The 13200-nt window shown below is 62.7% G+C and carries 19 protein-coding genes and 1 tRNA gene; 4 read left to right on the top strand and 16 right to left on the bottom strand.

Annotation, left to right across the window (positions count from 1 at the left end):
- The first annotated feature begins 1 nt into the window (after nucleotide 1).
- The 3 genes from prfA to grxD are packed head-to-tail and all read left to right on the top strand — an operon-like array spanning nucleotide 2 to nucleotide 2295.
- Nucleotides 2–1081 (top strand): peptide chain release factor 1, encoded by a 1080-nt coding sequence (gene prfA, locus AC8GDA_RS00765; RefSeq protein ID WP_506557164.1) that lies wholly within the window; start codon nucleotides 2–4, stop codon nucleotides 1079–1081.
- A gap of 14 nt (nucleotides 1082–1095) precedes the next feature.
- A complete protein-coding gene (gene prmC / locus AC8GDA_RS00760; RefSeq protein ID WP_506556423.1) occupies nucleotides 1096–1935 on the top strand; it encodes a peptide chain release factor N(5)-glutamine methyltransferase in 840 nt (279 codons plus the stop codon).
- Between the two features lie 30 nt (nucleotides 1936–1965).
- The gene (gene grxD / locus AC8GDA_RS00755) at nucleotides 1966–2295 is read left to right on the top strand and encodes a Grx4 family monothiol glutaredoxin (RefSeq protein ID WP_506556422.1); all 330 of its coding nucleotides are present in this window, start codon (nucleotides 1966–1968) and stop codon (nucleotides 2293–2295) included.
- A gap of 12 nt (nucleotides 2296–2307) precedes the next feature.
- Here grxD and AC8GDA_RS00750 read toward each other — a convergent pair.
- The 6 genes from AC8GDA_RS00750 to petA form a co-directional block, all read right to left on the bottom strand.
- A tRNA-Thr gene (locus tag AC8GDA_RS00750) sits at nucleotides 2308–2383 on the bottom strand.
- A 23-nt stretch (nucleotides 2384–2406) separates the two neighbouring features.
- Nucleotides 2407–2868, bottom strand: coding sequence for a ClpXP protease specificity-enhancing factor (locus AC8GDA_RS00745; protein WP_506556421.1), 462 nt, complete (start codon nucleotides 2866–2868; stop codon nucleotides 2407–2409).
- A gap of 21 nt (nucleotides 2869–2889) precedes the next feature.
- Nucleotides 2890–3489 (bottom strand): glutathione S-transferase N-terminal domain-containing protein, encoded by a 600-nt coding sequence (locus tag AC8GDA_RS00740; RefSeq protein ID WP_506556420.1) that lies wholly within the window; start codon nucleotides 3487–3489, stop codon nucleotides 2890–2892.
- An 82-nt stretch (nucleotides 3490–3571) separates the two neighbouring features.
- The gene (locus tag AC8GDA_RS00735) at nucleotides 3572–4354 is read right to left on the bottom strand and encodes a cytochrome c1 (RefSeq protein WP_506556419.1); all 783 of its coding nucleotides are present in this window, start codon (nucleotides 4352–4354) and stop codon (nucleotides 3572–3574) included.
- A 20-nt stretch (nucleotides 4355–4374) separates the two neighbouring features.
- Complete coding sequence (locus tag AC8GDA_RS00730) at nucleotides 4375–5631, bottom strand: cytochrome b (protein ID WP_506557163.1); 1257 nt, start codon at nucleotides 5629–5631, stop codon at nucleotides 4375–4377.
- A gap of 177 nt (nucleotides 5632–5808) precedes the next feature.
- Nucleotides 5809–6408 (bottom strand): ubiquinol-cytochrome c reductase iron-sulfur subunit, encoded by a 600-nt coding sequence (petA, locus tag AC8GDA_RS00725; RefSeq protein ID WP_506557162.1) that lies wholly within the window; start codon nucleotides 6406–6408, stop codon nucleotides 5809–5811.
- A gap of 185 nt (nucleotides 6409–6593) precedes the next feature.
- Between petA and AC8GDA_RS00720 the strand changes: the two genes are divergently transcribed.
- Nucleotides 6594–7793, top strand: coding sequence for a Do family serine endopeptidase (locus tag AC8GDA_RS00720; protein WP_506556418.1), 1200 nt, complete (start codon nucleotides 6594–6596; stop codon nucleotides 7791–7793).
- A 65-nt stretch (nucleotides 7794–7858) separates the two neighbouring features.
- On the opposite strand, the gene tatC is transcribed toward AC8GDA_RS00720, so the two are convergent.
- Genes tatC through hisB form a run of 10 tightly spaced genes read right to left on the bottom strand, consistent with a single transcriptional unit; the run spans nucleotide 7859 to nucleotide 13186 of the window.
- Nucleotides 7859–8626: a twin-arginine translocase subunit TatC gene (gene tatC, locus AC8GDA_RS00715; protein WP_506556417.1), complete on the bottom strand. Its 768-nt coding sequence runs from the start codon at nucleotides 8624–8626 to the stop codon at nucleotides 7859–7861.
- Nucleotides 8619–9068, bottom strand: coding sequence for a Sec-independent protein translocase protein TatB (gene tatB / locus AC8GDA_RS00710; protein WP_506556416.1), 450 nt, complete (start codon nucleotides 9066–9068; stop codon nucleotides 8619–8621). The genes tatC and tatB overlap by 8 nt, the downstream gene beginning before the upstream one ends.
- Nucleotides 9069–9101: 33 nt before the next feature.
- Nucleotides 9102–9341: a Sec-independent protein translocase subunit TatA gene (gene tatA / locus AC8GDA_RS00705; RefSeq protein WP_506556415.1), complete on the bottom strand. Its 240-nt coding sequence runs from the start codon at nucleotides 9339–9341 to the stop codon at nucleotides 9102–9104.
- A 17-nt stretch (nucleotides 9342–9358) separates the two neighbouring features.
- Nucleotides 9359–9703, bottom strand: coding sequence for a histidine triad nucleotide-binding protein (locus tag AC8GDA_RS00700; RefSeq protein WP_506556414.1), 345 nt, complete (start codon nucleotides 9701–9703; stop codon nucleotides 9359–9361).
- Nucleotides 9700–10038, bottom strand: coding sequence for a phosphoribosyl-ATP diphosphatase (locus AC8GDA_RS00695; protein WP_506556413.1), 339 nt, complete (start codon nucleotides 10036–10038; stop codon nucleotides 9700–9702). Before AC8GDA_RS00695 ends, AC8GDA_RS00700 begins: the two co-directional genes overlap by 4 nt.
- Nucleotides 10028–10414, bottom strand: a complete 387-nt coding sequence (gene hisI / locus AC8GDA_RS00690) for a phosphoribosyl-AMP cyclohydrolase (RefSeq protein WP_506556412.1) — start codon at nucleotides 10412–10414, stop codon at nucleotides 10028–10030. Before hisI ends, AC8GDA_RS00695 begins: the two co-directional genes overlap by 11 nt.
- Entirely contained in the window at nucleotides 10398–11162 is a 765-nt protein-coding gene (hisF, locus tag AC8GDA_RS00685; protein WP_506556411.1) for an imidazole glycerol phosphate synthase subunit HisF, read from the bottom strand. Before hisF ends, hisI begins: the two co-directional genes overlap by 17 nt.
- 3 nt (nucleotides 11163–11165) lie before the next feature.
- Complete coding sequence (gene hisA, locus AC8GDA_RS00680) at nucleotides 11166–11909, bottom strand: 1-(5-phosphoribosyl)-5-[(5-phosphoribosylamino)methylideneamino]imidazole-4-carboxamide isomerase (protein WP_506556410.1); 744 nt, start codon at nucleotides 11907–11909, stop codon at nucleotides 11166–11168.
- Nucleotides 11910–11915: 6 nt separating this feature from the next.
- A complete protein-coding gene (gene hisH / locus AC8GDA_RS00675) occupies nucleotides 11916–12575 on the bottom strand; it encodes an imidazole glycerol phosphate synthase subunit HisH (RefSeq protein WP_506556409.1) in 660 nt (219 codons plus the stop codon).
- A gap of 20 nt (nucleotides 12576–12595) precedes the next feature.
- Nucleotides 12596–13186: an imidazoleglycerol-phosphate dehydratase HisB gene (gene hisB, locus AC8GDA_RS00670; RefSeq protein WP_506556408.1), complete on the bottom strand. Its 591-nt coding sequence runs from the start codon at nucleotides 13184–13186 to the stop codon at nucleotides 12596–12598.
- Nucleotides 13187–13200: the final 14 nt, after the last annotated feature.

Below are 13200 nucleotides of genomic sequence, written 5' to 3'. Positions count from 1 at the left end.
GATGAAGCCCAGCCTGCTGGCCAAGCTGCAGCAGATCCAGACTCGCTTTGCGCTGGTGGAGGCCGAGCTTTCCAACCCCGACCTGGCCAAGCGCATGGACGACTTTCGTCGACTCTCGAAGGAACGGGCGGACCTGGTCGAGGTGGTGGCCCAGTACGAGTCCTACCTGCAGCTCGAGCAAGACCTGGAGGCTGCGCAGAGCTGGCTCTCGGACCCAGAGCTCAAGGCCTTCGCCCACGATGAGACGGGACGGCTTCGCGAGGCCATGGTCCAGGCGGGCGACGACCTGCAGCGGCTGCTGCTTCCCAAGGACCCCAACGACGAGCGCGACATCATCCTGGAGATTCGGGCCGGCACCGGCGGTGATGAGTCCGCCCTGTTCGCCGGCGACCTGCTGCGCATGTACCTGCGGTATGCCGAGCGCAACCGCTGGCAGACCGAGATGCTCTCGGCCAATGCCTCAGACCTCGGCGGCTATCGGGAGGTGATTGTTCGGCTCGCGGGCCAGCGGGTGTATTCGCGCATGAAGTTTGAATCGGGTGGGCACCGCGTGCAGCGCGTGCCGGCCACTGAGACCCAGGGCCGCATCCACACCTCTGCCTGCACCGTGGCCGTGCTGCCCGAAGTCGATGAGGTGGGCGAGGTGAACTTCTCGCCCGATGAACTGCGGATCGACGTCTTCCGGGCTAGTGGTGCGGGGGGCCAGCACGTGAACAAGACCGAGTCTGCCGTTCGCATCACACACCTGCCCACAGGCATCGTGGCCGAGTGCCAGGACGACCGCAGCCAGCACAAGAACAAAGAGAAGGCCATGAAGGTCCTGGCCGCCCGCGTGCGGGACCGCGAGGTGGCGGCACAGCAGGCCCAGGAGGCCTCGGCACGAAAGCTGATGATCGGCTCGGGGGATCGGTCTGAGCGCATCCGCACCTACAATTTCCCGCAGGGCCGCATCACCGACCACCGCATCAACCTCACGCTCTACAAGATCGACCAGATCATGGACGGGGACTTGGCCGAGCTCACCAATGCGCTGGTGGCCGAGCACCAGGCGGAGCTGCTTTCGAGCCTGGCCGACGACTAAGGCTCGCGCCTCGCATGGTCCTGCCCACCATGGCCCACCCCCTGTTGACGTTGCCCACCCATGAGCAATGGGCCCTGCTCGAGTGGGTCACCGGCCGATCGCGCAGTTGGTTTCTGGCGCGCACACCACCAGATTGGTGGCCCAGCCTGTTGGCAGGCGAGGCCGCACTGCTGATGCGGCTTGCCGAGGCCCGTCGGGCTGGCAGGCCCTTGGCCCAGGTGCTCGGCTGGCGGGAGTTCTACGGCCGTCGATTCTGGGTCAACCCCGCGGTGCTGATTCCAAGGGCCGAGACCGAGGGCCTTGTGGCCCGGGGGCTGGCCTGCCTGGGCACATTGCATGCGGGGGGCGGCAGAGTGCTCGACCTCGGCACGGGCTCGGGCTGCGTGGGCATCAGCCTGGCACTCGAGGCGCCTGGCACGGTGGTGACCCTCACCGACCAATCACGGTACGCCCTGTCAGTGGCGCGGCTCAACGCCGCCTGCCTGGGGGCGCAAGTGCGCTGCTCTGTGGGTTCTTGGTTTGAGGCTCTGCCCGCAGACGAGCGGTTCGACCTGATTGTCTCCAACCCCCCATATGTGGCGCAGGATGACCCCCACCTGCACCAGGGAGACCTCCCCTACGAGCCCATGGCGGCCTTGGCAGGCCTGCGACCAAACCCCACCGGGCTCGATGACCTCTCCGAGATTGTCTCGGGTGCACCGGCGCGGCTGAAACCCCATGGGTGGCTGGTGGTCGAACACGGGCATGATCAGCAGCAGGCGGTGATGGACCTCGCCCATGCTGCAGGCTTTGCCCGGGTGGAGGGGCTGGGCGACCTCGCGGGGGTGCCCAGGTTGGTCCAGGCTCAACTATGATGATGCTTTCAACGAAAGGAACTGTGCGAGATGGATGCCAAGGGCTTTGTGGAACAAACCGTCAATGACAACCCGGTGGTGCTCTTCATGAAGGGCTCTGCCCAGTTTCCGCAGTGTGGCTTCTCAGGGAAGGCGATTTCCCTGCTCAAGAGTTGTGGCGTCACCCAAGTGGCCACCGTGAATGTGCTCGAGGATGAGTCGGTGCGCCAGGCCGTAAAGGAGCATGCCAACTGGCCCACGATTCCTCAGCTCTATGTGAAGGGTGAGTTCATCGGTGGCAGCGACATCATGAACGAGATGTTTGAATCTGGAGAGCTGCAGCAGCTGCTCGCCGATGCTGGGGTGGTGACGAAGGCCTAGCCAAAAAAGGCTTGGTGCCGACTATCTGACTCGAACAGATGACCTACCGCTTACAAGGCGGTTGCTCTACCAACTGAGCTAAGTCGGCCCGACCACAACTTGAATTGTCGCTTATTTCACCCGGCGAAGGGTGGGGCGGCCACTGGGCGAGGGCCCGCCCGCGGGCGGTGCAGGCGGTGAGGGAGGCTCGTCATCGGCCTCACCCACACTGCTCGGGGCCAAGGTTTCAGAAGACACTGACACCAGTTCTGCAGGCGGTTTGCTCACCTCGAAGGCCATGCCGTGGCCTGTTTCCTTGGCATAGATGGCCGTGACCTGCGCAATGGGCACCCAGATCTCTTCGGCCACACCAGAGAAGCGCGCCGTGAAGCTGACCTCGGTGTTGGTGAGCTGCAGTCGGTGGGTGGCCAGGGCGCTGATGTTGAGCACGATCTCGCCATTGCGAACATGGGCCCGTGGTACACGGGTGTGCTCATCCACCGAGACGGCCAGGTAGGGCGTGAGCCCGTTGTCGGTGCACCACTCATAGAGGGCCCGAATGAGGTAAGGCTTGGTGGACGTCTGCTCTGACATGCGATGGGTTCGAACGCTGAATCAGCGGCGCATGACCTTTTCAGACGGCGTGAGCGCCTCGAAGAAGGCCGGCCGCGCAAAGATCCGCTCGGCGTACTTGAGCACGGGGGCAGCTGCCTTGGGCAGGTCGATGCCGTAGTGATCCAGGCGCCAGAGCAATGGCGCAAGCGCCACATCGATCATCGAGAACTCTTCGCCCATCATGAACTTGGACTTGGCCACCACGGGCGCCAATTGCGAGAGGCGATCGCGAACGGTGGCACGGGCTTTGTCCACCTTCTTGGCATCCTGGCGCTCGAGGGTGTCGACGTGAATGAAGACCTCGCGCTCAAAGTTGAGCAGCAGCAGGCGGGCCCGGGCGCGCTGGACTGGGTCGGCCGGCATGAGCTGGGGGTGGGGGAAGCGCTCGTCGATGTACTCGTTGATGATGTTGGACTCATAGAGGATGAGGTCGCGCTCGACGAGGATGGGCACCTGCCCATAGGGGTTCATGACGTTGATGTCTTCGGGCTTGTTGAAGAGGTCTACATCGCGGATCTCGAAATCCATGCCCTTCTCAAAGAGCACGAACCGACAGCGCTGGCTAAAGGGGCAGGTGGTGCCGGAGTAAAGAACCATCATGAAGGAGTCTCCTCAAAAAAATTTGGGCAGACCCCCGAAGGGGCCCGCCCGTTGAATGTGGCCAAGCCGTTTGTCGCCGTGCTTACTTGATGTCTTTCCAGAACGCGGCATTCAGGCGCCAGGCAAAGACGAAGAAGAGGGCGAGGAAGAGCAACACCCAGACACCCACCTGTTTGCGGGTCTGAGCCACGGGTTCTGCCACCCAGACTAGAAAGGCGGTGAGGTCGGCCACGAGGTTGTCGTAGTCGGCCACAGAGAGGGTGCCGGGCTTCTCATTGACGAACTTGCTAAAGACCTCGGTTTCCTCGCCTTGGGCGGTGACCTTCTTGAACTCGGCCCGGTTCGTGCCCTGGAGTTCCCAGAGCACGTGGGGCATGCCAACTGCCGGATAGACCGTGTTGTTCCAGCCCGTGGGGCGGGAGGGGTCGACGTAGTAGCCGCGCATGTAGGTGTAGATCCAATCGCCACCCGTGCCGCTGCGCGAGGAGCGGGAGCGCGCGGTGAGCGAGAGGTCGGGCGGGGCCTTTCCGAACCATTCCTTGGCACCCTTGAGTGGCAGGGTGGTGAGGATGGGGTCTCCGAACTTGGCCTGGGTGAGCATGAGGTTGCCCTTGATCTGCTCTTCCGAGAGGCCGAGGTCGCGCAGCTTGTTGTAGCGCACCTGCGAGATGCTGTGGCAGCCCAGGCAGTAATTCATGAAGACCTTGGCGCCATTTTGAAGGGCCGCCACATCGTTGACCTTGGTGACAGGGAAAGTGTCGAGCGCCACCGAAGGGCCAGCGGCCAGAACAGCCGGTGCGGACACCAGGCCAGACAAAGCCGTGGCCATCACGGCCAGTCGACGCAGAAAGTTGGAAGTGGTCATGGTCGAGAGTCGCTCAAGAATCAATGGGGCTGGAATACAACGCGCTCGGGCACCTGCTTGAACTCACCCAAGGGCGTCCAGAACGGCATGAGCATGAAGAAGGCGAAGTAGTAGATGGTGCCAAGTTGCGACACGATCTGGCCCACCGGGGTTGGTGGCAGCACGCCCAGGTAGCCCAGCACGAAGAAGTTCGCCACGAAGATGCCGTAGAGCCACTTCTGCCAGCTCGGCCGATACCGAATGGACTTCACTGGGGATTTGTCGAGCCAGGGCAGGAAGAACATGATGATCACCGCGCCACCCATGACGGCGACGCCCCAGAACTTGGCATCGAGCAGTCGAAAGAGAATGGCCAGAACCAGCATGGCGCCCACACCGCCAAAGGCCACCAGGCTGCCCGGCTTGAAGCGCCAGAAGCCGTAGGCACCGATGATGGCAGCCGCCACGAAGACCCAGGTGAAGACATCGGTCACGGCCCGCAGCATGGAGTAGTAAGGCGTGAAGTACCAGACCGGCGCGATGTGCGGCGGCGTGACCAAGGGGTCGGCCGGAATGAAGTTGTTGTACTCGAGGAAGTAGCCGCCAAACTCCGGCGCGAAAAAGACCACCGCGGCAAAGATGAAGGCAAAGCCCGCAAAGCCCACGATGTCGTGCACGGTGTAATAGGGATGGAAGGGGATGCCATCCAAGGGAATGCCGTTGGAATCCTTCTTGGCCTTGATCTCCACGCCGTCGGGGTTGTTCGAGCCCACCTCGTGCAGCGCAATGATGTGGGCGGCCACGAGACCCACCAGCACCAAGGGCAACGCAATCACGTGGAAGGCAAAGAAGCGGTTCAGGGTGGCGTCGCCCACCACGAAGTCACCGCGCACCCAGACGGCGAGGTCGGGCCCGATGAGGGGAATGGCAGCAAAGAGGTTCACGATGACCTGGGCGCCCCAGTACGACATCTGACCCCAGGGAAGCAGGTAGCCAAAGAAGGCTTCCGCCATGAGGACCAAGAAGATGAGGCAGCCGAAGATCCAGATGAGTTCGCGTGGCTCACGGTAAGAGCCGTACATGAGGCCGCGGAACATGTGCAGGAAGACCACGACAAAGAAGGCCGAGGCGCCGGTGGAGTGCATGTAGCGGATGAGCCAGCCAAAGGGCACCTCTCGCATGATGTATTCCACACTGGCAAAGGCCACGGGAATGCCGGCCGCATTGAGGGAGGCATCGGGCTTGTAGTGCATGACCAAAAAGATGCCGGTGACAATTTGAAGCACCAGCACGACCATGGCCAGGCTGCCGAAGAAGTACCAGAAGTTGAAGTTCTTGGGCGCGTAGTACTCGGAGAGATGCGCCTTGTAGAGGGAGATCAGGGGGAACCGGCGATCGACCCAGCCGAGTAAGCCCGTGGCCTGCACAACTTTTTCCGCTGCCATGACAGATGTCCTTTGGTGAAAAATCTAAATTTAAGCTTCGCCCTGCTCGTCTTTCCCGATGACCACACGGGAATCTGAGAGATACATGTGCCGGGGCACCTCGAGGTTGTCTGGCGCGGGCTTGTTGGCAAACACGCGGCCGGAGATGTCGAAGGTGGAGCCGTGGCAGGGGCAGAAGAAGCCTGTTTTCCAGTCGGCCGAGATGCCCGAGGCCGAGCCGCCCTCGAACTTGGGCACCGGCGAGCAGCCCAGGTGGGTGCAAATGCCCACCGTGATGAGGAACTCAGGCTTGATGGAGCGGTGCTCGTTCTTGGCGTAATCCGGAACGGGGTAATCCTTGCGATCGGAGTTTGGGTCGGCGAGCTGGGTCTCGGTGCCCTTCAGGCTGGCAAGCATCTCGGGGGTGCGACGAACGATCCAGACGGGCTTGCCACGCCACTCGACGATCTTCACGCCGCCGGGTGCGATGTCGGCGATGTCGACCTCGACGGGAGCGCCGGCCGACTTGGCCTTCTCAGACGGGGCCATCGAGATGAGGAACGGCAGGCCAACGGCTGCACCCACCACACCACCCGCGGCACCGCAGGTGATCATCCAGTTGCGGCGGTTGGGCTCGGGCCCTTGCGGCATGGAGAAAGAGGCACCAGACGTGATCTCGGAAGCCAGGCCGAGTGGCGGCTTGGCGGCATTCTGCTCAGACATTCGAAAGACTCCTCGGCCCGGCCTTGGGCGACTTGGTTTCAAACTTCGATTCAAGGGAACCTCTTATTTTAGCCCAACCAAGCCCCTAGGTTCCAGCCATAATGCCTTTTCACATGATCAAACGTCTCTGGCTGCTCTTCGCGCAGGCCACCACCCTGGCCTTGGCAGTCCTGTTCGTCCTCAGCACGCTCAAGCCCCATTGGCTGCCCAGCCTCTCGGGGCTGGGCATGTCGGACCAGCAGGTGAGCCTGCGTGGCGACGCCTCCCAGCCCGCCAGCGTGCTCCAGAGCGAGGCCACCCCGCCGGCCAGCAGCCTGCGGGAGGCGGCGGCCCGGGCCATGCCGGCGGTGGTCTATGTCTTCACCACCCAGCGCCAGGCCCAGGCCCCTCACCCCTTCCTGAATGACCCTTTGTTCCGGCGGTTCTTTGGCGACCAGTTCGGCGAGCCCCGGGGGCAAGGCCAGGAGCAGGTGGGCCTGGGGTCCGGTGTGATCGTCAGCCCCGAGGGCTATGTGCTCACCAACCACCATGTGATCGAGACGGCCGAGCAGATTGAGGTGGCCCTGGCCGATGGCCGGCGCGCCCAGGCCCGTGTAGTGGGCACAGACCCCGAGACCGACCTGGCCGTGCTGCGCATTCGGCTCGACAACCTGCCCGTGATTCGCTTTGGCAAGCCCGCGGAAATGCGGGTGGGCGACACCGTGCTGGCCATTGGAAACCCTTTTGGCGTGGGGCTGACCGTCACCCAAGGCATCGTGAGCGCTGTGGGCCGCAAACAGTTGCGGCTCAGCACCTTCGAGAACTTCATTCAGACCGATGCAGCCATCAACCCCGGCAACTCCGGTGGTGCCTTGGTCGATGCCAATGGAAACCTCATCGGCATCAACACGGCCATCTACTCCCGCTCAGGCGGCAGCATGGGCATTGGATTTGCCATCTCGGCCGACATGGCCAAGGACGTCATGGAGAGCCTGATCCGCTCTGGCCGGGTGAGCCGCGGCTTCATTGGGGTTGAGCTTCAGGATGTGAATGCCGACATCGCCGAGAGCTTCCAACTGCCCAGTGCCGAGGGCAGCATCATTGCGGGTGTGGTGCGCGGCGGGCCTGCCGACCGGGGCGGCATGAAGGTGGGCGATGTGGTGGTGGGCGTGAACGCCGAGAAGGTGCGCAACCAGGCTGACCTGCTCTCGAATGTGGCCGCCATTGCCCCGGGCAACAAGGCCACCTTCAAGGTGATTCGCCAAGGCAAGCCCGCCGAGCTGGTGATCACCGTGGCCGAGCGGCCCGCACCGCGGATGCCACGACCGCAGTAAGCCCAGCCACTCTTAGGGGGCAGGGCGGGCCCATCGTTCACTGAAGCCGCCGAACAGCAAAACGTTTAGCTGGAAGAATCCTGGGCTGCGGCAGTGCGGTCGGTCGGTTTGATCCAGCCAGACAACCAAATGCCCAGCTGGTAGAGCAGGCACAGCGGGATGGCCAGCATGAGCTGCGAGATCACGTCGGGCGGGGTCACGATGGCGGCCACCACAAAGGCGGCCACGATGAAATACGGCCTGAAATCAATCATCTTCTGCAGCGACACCACCCCCATCCGAATGAGCACCATCTGCACCACAGGGGTCTCGAAGGACAGGCCAAAGACCAGGAAGAGGCTCAAGGCAAAGCTCAGGTACTTGTCGATGTCGGTGGCCATCTGAACACCCTCTGGCGTGTAGGCCGCCACAAAGCCGAACACCGCAGGGAACACAAAGAAGTACGCGAAGGCCATGCCCACGAGAAAGAGCAAGAAACTGGTGACGATGATTGGCATGGCCAGCCGCTTCTCGTGGGTGTAGAGGCCCGGGGCCACGAAGGCCCAGGCCTGGTAGAGCACGTAGGGCAGCGCCAGCACAAAGGCCACCAGCATGGTCACCTTCATGGGCACGAAGAAGGGCGCCGTGACATCGGTGGCGATCATGCTTGAGCCGGCCGGCAGGGTGGCAATGAGAGGCTCTGCAAAAATGGAGTAGATCTGCGGGGCCCAGTAGACCAGGCCCAAGAAGACCACCAGCACGGAGAGGGCCGCCTTGATCAGGCGATCGCGCAGCTCAACCAGGTGGGTCATGAAGCCCTCTTCGGGGGGCGAGCTGTTCTGGGGATCAGTCATGGCGCGGCTTCTTGGTCAGGTAGCGCTTGCGCAGCCGATTGCGAACACGGTCACGCACCCGTTGGTCGTTCTGCTCCTCGCTCCAGGTGCGCTCAGGCGCGCCGATGAAGAGGCCTGCGCGGCGATCGAAGGGCGAGGAAAAGTCAGAGCCTTGATTGACATCGTCGGAGAGGCCCTGGGTCACCCCTTGAACCTCTTGCTCCACGCTCGAGACACTGCTCTGAATGGACTGCCCGATGTCGGACACGGCCCGCTGCGCCTTGCGAAGTTCTTCGAGGTCCATCTGGCGTTGGATGTCGTTCTTGACATCGGACACGTAGCGTTGCGCTCGGCCCAACAAAGCCCCCACGGTTCGGGTGACCACGGGCAGGCGCTGTGGCCCCAGAACCACCAGACCCACGCCAGCAATGAGGGCGAGTTCGGTAAAGCCAATGTCCAGCACGGTTGACTCGCCGCCTGCAAGCCCCTAGGGGGCTCAGGCGCCTGTGTTGGTTTTGTCTTTGGCCTCGACGTCGATGGTGCGAGCCTCGACCTTGGCCGTGACCGGCTCTCCGGGCTTGTCTTCTGCGCTCGCGCCGCCTTCCTTCATGCCATCTTTGAAGCCCTTCACAGCGCCGCCGAGGTCTGAGCCAATGTTGCGAAGCTTCTTCGTGCCAAAGACGAGCAGAATGATCAGCAGAACGATCAACCAGTGCCAGACACTGAACGTACCCATTTGCGTGCTCCGATGGATTAAAAGGCCGCAGAACTGCCAAGCGGTTCCGGCCCGCCCAGCAGATGCATGTGAAGATGATACACCTCCTGCCGCCCCACCCGACCGGTGTTGACCACGGTGCGAAAGCCATCTGGGGAGCCATTTTCAGCTGCGAGCCGGCCTGCGAGAACCATCATTCGACCCATGACCTGGGTGTCGGCCTCGGCCAGGCTGGCCATGGACTCGATGTGCTTCTTGGGGATGACGAGCAGGTGCAGCGGGGCCTTGGGATGAATGTCCCGAAAGGCCAAAAGGTCTTCATCCTCAAACACCTTCTGAGCGGGGATCTCCCCGGCGACGATCTTGCAAAAAATACAGTTCATGTTTGACGGCTCCTTGCCTTGCGTGCGGCTTTTTCATCCAGACCAGAGAGGCCCTCGCGTCGCTCGAGCTCGGCCAAGACCTGCTCCGGCCGAAGGCCGTGCTGCACGAGCACGACCAGGCTGTGAAACCAGAGGTCTGCCATTTCCGAGACGATGCGCTCGGGCTGATTGTCCTTGGCGGCCATGACGGTCTCGGTGGCCTCCTCGCCGATCTTCTTCAAGGCCGCATCCGGCGCCTGTGCCAGAAGCCTGGCCACATAGCTCTTGTCTGGGTCCAGCCCACGCCTGGACTCAATGGTGTCTGCCAGGCGCGCCAGCAGGTCTTCACTTGCCATAAATGGCCTCCGGGTCTTTGAGGATGGGATCCACCGGTGCCCAACGACCATCGGACAGCACGGAATAAAAGCAAGATGCTCGGCCGGTGTGGCAGGCAATGCCGCCCGCCTGAGCGACCTGCAGAAGAACAACATCGCCATCGCAGTCAAGGCGCAGTTCACGCACCTGCTGCACATGGCCAGACTCTTCTCCCTTGCGCCAGAGCCTTTGTCGTGAGCGCGAGAAGTAGACAGCCCGGCCGGTCTGTGCAGTCTCTTCAAGCGCCTCGCGGTTCATGAAGGCCACCATGAGCACGCGGCCGGAGTCGGCATCTTGGGCCACGGCCGTGACCAGCCCGTTGGCATCAAAGCGCACCTGATCAAGCCAGTCGGACACAGACCCCCCTGTCGCGCAGGTGGGCCTTGGCCTCGCCCACGGTGTGTTGCCCAAAGTGAAAAATGCTGGCCGCCAAGACCGCATCGGCCTCGCCTTCGGTGACGCCGTCGACCAAGTCTTGCAGACAGCCCACGCCACCCGAGGCAATCACCGGGATGTTGACCGCCCGCGACACCGCCCGGGTGAGGCCAAGGTCGAAGCCCTGTTTGGTGCCGTCTCGGTCCATGCTGGTGAGAAGAATCTCGCCCGCCCCCAGTGCCGCAACCTCCTGGGCCCAGGCCACCGCATCACGGCCGGTGGCGGTTCGTCCACCATGGGTGAAGACCGACCAGCCCGAGCCATCGGGGTTGCGTTTGGCATCAATGGCCACCACGATGCACTGGGCACCAAACTTGTCGTGGCAGTCGGCAATGAGCTGCGGGTTCTGCACGGCGGCCGTGTTGATGCTGACCTTGTCGGCCCCGGCCTGCAGGAGGCGGCTCACATCATCGACCGCACGCACACCGCCGCCCACAGTGAGTGGAATGAAAACCTGATTGGCCACCGCCTCGATCATGGGGAGGATGAGGCCGCGTGCATCCGAGGAGGCGGTGATGTCGAGAAAGGTGATCTCGTCGGCGCCTTGGTCGTCGTAGCGTTTGGCCACCTCCACGGGATCGCCGGCATCACGCAGAGAAACAAAGTTGGTGCCCTTCACCACCCGGCCTGCGTCCACATCCAGACACGGGATGATGCGCTTGGCGAGCACGGCTCAGCCCTGCTCGTCGGCGTAGGCCTGCGCCTGTCCGAGGTCGAGCTGGCCCTCGTAGAGGGCACGGCCCAGAATCGCACCCATGACGCCTTCGGACTCGACCTCGCAGAGCGCGCGAATGTCGGCCATGCCCGCAATGCCACCGGAGGCCAAGATGGGAATGTTCACCGCCTGGGCCAGGCGCACCGTGGCCTCGACATTCACGCCCGAGAGCATGCCGTCGCGGCCAATGTCGGTGTACAGAATGGCCGAGACGCCATCGTTCTCAAACTTCTGCGCGAGGTCGATGACCTCGTGTCCCGAGAGCTTGCTCCAGCCATCGGTGGCGACCTTGCCATCTTTGGCATCGATGGACACGATGATCTGACCTGGGAAGGCTGCACAGGCGTCCTTCAGAAGGCCGGGGTTCTTCACGGCGGCCGTGCCGATGACCACGAAGCTCGCGCCATCGTCGAGGTAACGCTCGATGGTCTCGAGGTCTCGAATGCCACCACCAATCTGCACCGGCACATCAGGCCCGGCCGCCTCGATGATGGCCCTCACCGCCGCCTCGTTCTTGGGCCGACCCGCCACAGCACCGTTGAGATCGACGACATGAATGCGGCGTGCACCCTGGCCAATCCACCGGGCGGCCATCTGGCCGGGGTGGTCGGAGAAGATGGTGGCGTCTTGCAGATCGCCCTGGCGCAGACGGACGCACTGGCCGTCTTTGAGATCAATGGCTGGAATGAGTAAGAGTGACATAAGGGGTTAGGACGGCTTCCACTGGCAAAAGTTTACTAGCAGGCGCTGTCCTGCGGCGGCGCTCTTCTCCGGATGAAACTGAGTGGCAATGATGTTGTCTCGGGCCACGGCACAGACAAACCGACGCCCGTAGTCGGTCTCACCGAGGATGTCTGCTGGCAAGGCGGGCTCCGCATGAAAGCTGTGCACGAAGTAAAACCAGTCGCCCTGCGCCATGGTGTCGAGGCCTTCCAACACCGGATGCGGCCGGCGAAAGGCCACGCGATTCCAGCCCATGTGGGGCACCTTGAGTGGGCGGCCATCTGGGTCCACCGCACCACGGGCGGGGGTGAATCGAATCACCTGGCCCGCAATGATGCCCAGGCCCGGCGTGTCGCCCTCTTCACTGTGGTCAAAGAGCATTTGCTGGCCCACACAAATGCCGAAGAAGGGCTTTTGTGCAATGACCTCGCGCAGTGCCTCGGCCAGTCCCGACCGGGACAGGCTCTCCATGCAGTCGGGCATGGCCCCTTGGCCTGGAAAGATGACGCGATCGGCGCGCCGTAGAAGGTCTGGGTCTCGGACCAGGGCAACGTCGCCAGCACCGGGCTCATGGGCATTGGCTGCCAACACAGCCCGCAGCACGCTGCGCACATTGCCACCACCGTAATCGACGATCGCGATCATCGGCCTGGCGGGGCGCGGATTTAGAGGCTGCCCTTGGTCGACGGAATGGCGTTGGCGTCGAGCCCAGGGTCGAGTGCCACGGCCATTCGCAAGGCCCGACCAAACGCCTTGAAGAGGGTTTCACACTGGTGGTGCGCGTTCTCACCCTTGAGGTTGTCAAAGTGCAGGGTGACCTGTGCGTGGTTCACAAAGCCTTGAAAAAATTCATGGATGAGGTCGAGGTCGAACTGGCCGACAAACTGCCGCTTCCATACGCAATTGAACTCCAGGCCAGGCCGGCCAGAGAGGTCCACCACCACTCGGGAGAGGGCTTCATCCAACGGAACATACGAGTGGCCATAACGAACGACACCCTGCTTGTTTCCAATGGCCTTGGCAAAGGCTTGGCCCAGGGTGATGCCGATGTCTTCCACGGTGTGATGGGCGTCGATGTCTAGGTCGCCCTTGGCGCGAACGGTGAGGTCCACCAGCCCATGCCGAGCGATTTGATCGAGCATGTGGTCGAGGAATGGAATGCCGGAATCCAGTTCACGGGCGCCTGTGCCATCCAGGCCGATCTTCACGTAAATCTGGGTCTCTGCGGTGTTTCGTTGGACGTCAGCGGTTCTCATAGGCCAAATGATAC

Origin of the sequence: Hahnella aquatica (SeqCode) (assembly GCF_965194505.1) — a bacterium.
Taxonomy (GTDB): Bacteria; Pseudomonadota; Gammaproteobacteria; order Burkholderiales; family Burkholderiaceae_A; genus Hahnella; species Hahnella aquatica.
This window is presented reverse-complemented; position numbering and strand designations above follow the sequence as displayed.

Excerpts from the sequence above, each read along its gene's own strand:
- prfA (WP_506557164.1), top strand. The coding sequence starts at position 2 with ATGAAGCCCAGCCTGCTGGCCAAGCTGCAGCAGATCCAGACTCGCTTT.
- prmC (WP_506556423.1), top strand. The coding sequence starts at position 1,096 with ATGGTCCTGCCCACCATGGCCCACCCCCTGTTGACGTTGCCCACCCAT.
- grxD (WP_506556422.1), top strand. The coding sequence starts at position 1,966 with ATGGATGCCAAGGGCTTTGTGGAACAAACCGTCAATGACAACCCGGTG.
- AC8GDA_RS00745 (WP_506556421.1), bottom strand. The coding sequence starts at position 2,868 with ATGTCAGAGCAGACGTCCACCAAGCCTTACCTCATTCGGGCCCTCTAT.
- AC8GDA_RS00740 (WP_506556420.1), bottom strand. The coding sequence starts at position 3,489 with ATGATGGTTCTTTACTCCGGCACCACCTGCCCCTTTAGCCAGCGCTGT.
- AC8GDA_RS00735 (WP_506556419.1), bottom strand. The coding sequence starts at position 4,354 with ATGACCACTTCCAACTTTCTGCGTCGACTGGCCGTGATGGCCACGGCT.
- AC8GDA_RS00730 (WP_506557163.1), bottom strand. The coding sequence starts at position 5,631 with ATGGTCGTGCTGGTGCTTCAAATTGTCACCGGCATCTTTTTGGTCATG.
- petA (WP_506557162.1), bottom strand. The coding sequence starts at position 6,408 with ATGCCGCAAGGGCCCGAGCCCAACCGCCGCAACTGGATGATCACCTGC.
- AC8GDA_RS00720 (WP_506556418.1), top strand. The coding sequence starts at position 6,594 with ATGATCAAACGTCTCTGGCTGCTCTTCGCGCAGGCCACCACCCTGGCC.
- tatC (WP_506556417.1), bottom strand. The coding sequence starts at position 8,626 with ATGACTGATCCCCAGAACAGCTCGCCCCCCGAAGAGGGCTTCATGACC.
- tatA (WP_506556415.1), bottom strand. The coding sequence starts at position 9,341 with ATGGGTACGTTCAGTGTCTGGCACTGGTTGATCGTTCTGCTGATCATT.
- AC8GDA_RS00700 (WP_506556414.1), bottom strand. The coding sequence starts at position 9,703 with ATGAACTGTATTTTTTGCAAGATCGTCGCCGGGGAGATCCCCGCTCAG.
- AC8GDA_RS00695 (WP_506556413.1), bottom strand. The coding sequence starts at position 10,038 with ATGGCAAGTGAAGACCTGCTGGCGCGCCTGGCAGACACCATTGAGTCC.
- hisA (WP_506556410.1), bottom strand. The coding sequence starts at position 11,909 with ATGTCACTCTTACTCATTCCAGCCATTGATCTCAAAGACGGCCAGTGC.
- hisH (WP_506556409.1), bottom strand. The coding sequence starts at position 12,575 with ATGATCGCGATCGTCGATTACGGTGGTGGCAATGTGCGCAGCGTGCTG.
- hisB (WP_506556408.1), bottom strand. The coding sequence starts at position 13,186 with ATGAGAACCGCTGACGTCCAACGAAACACCGCAGAGACCCAGATTTAC.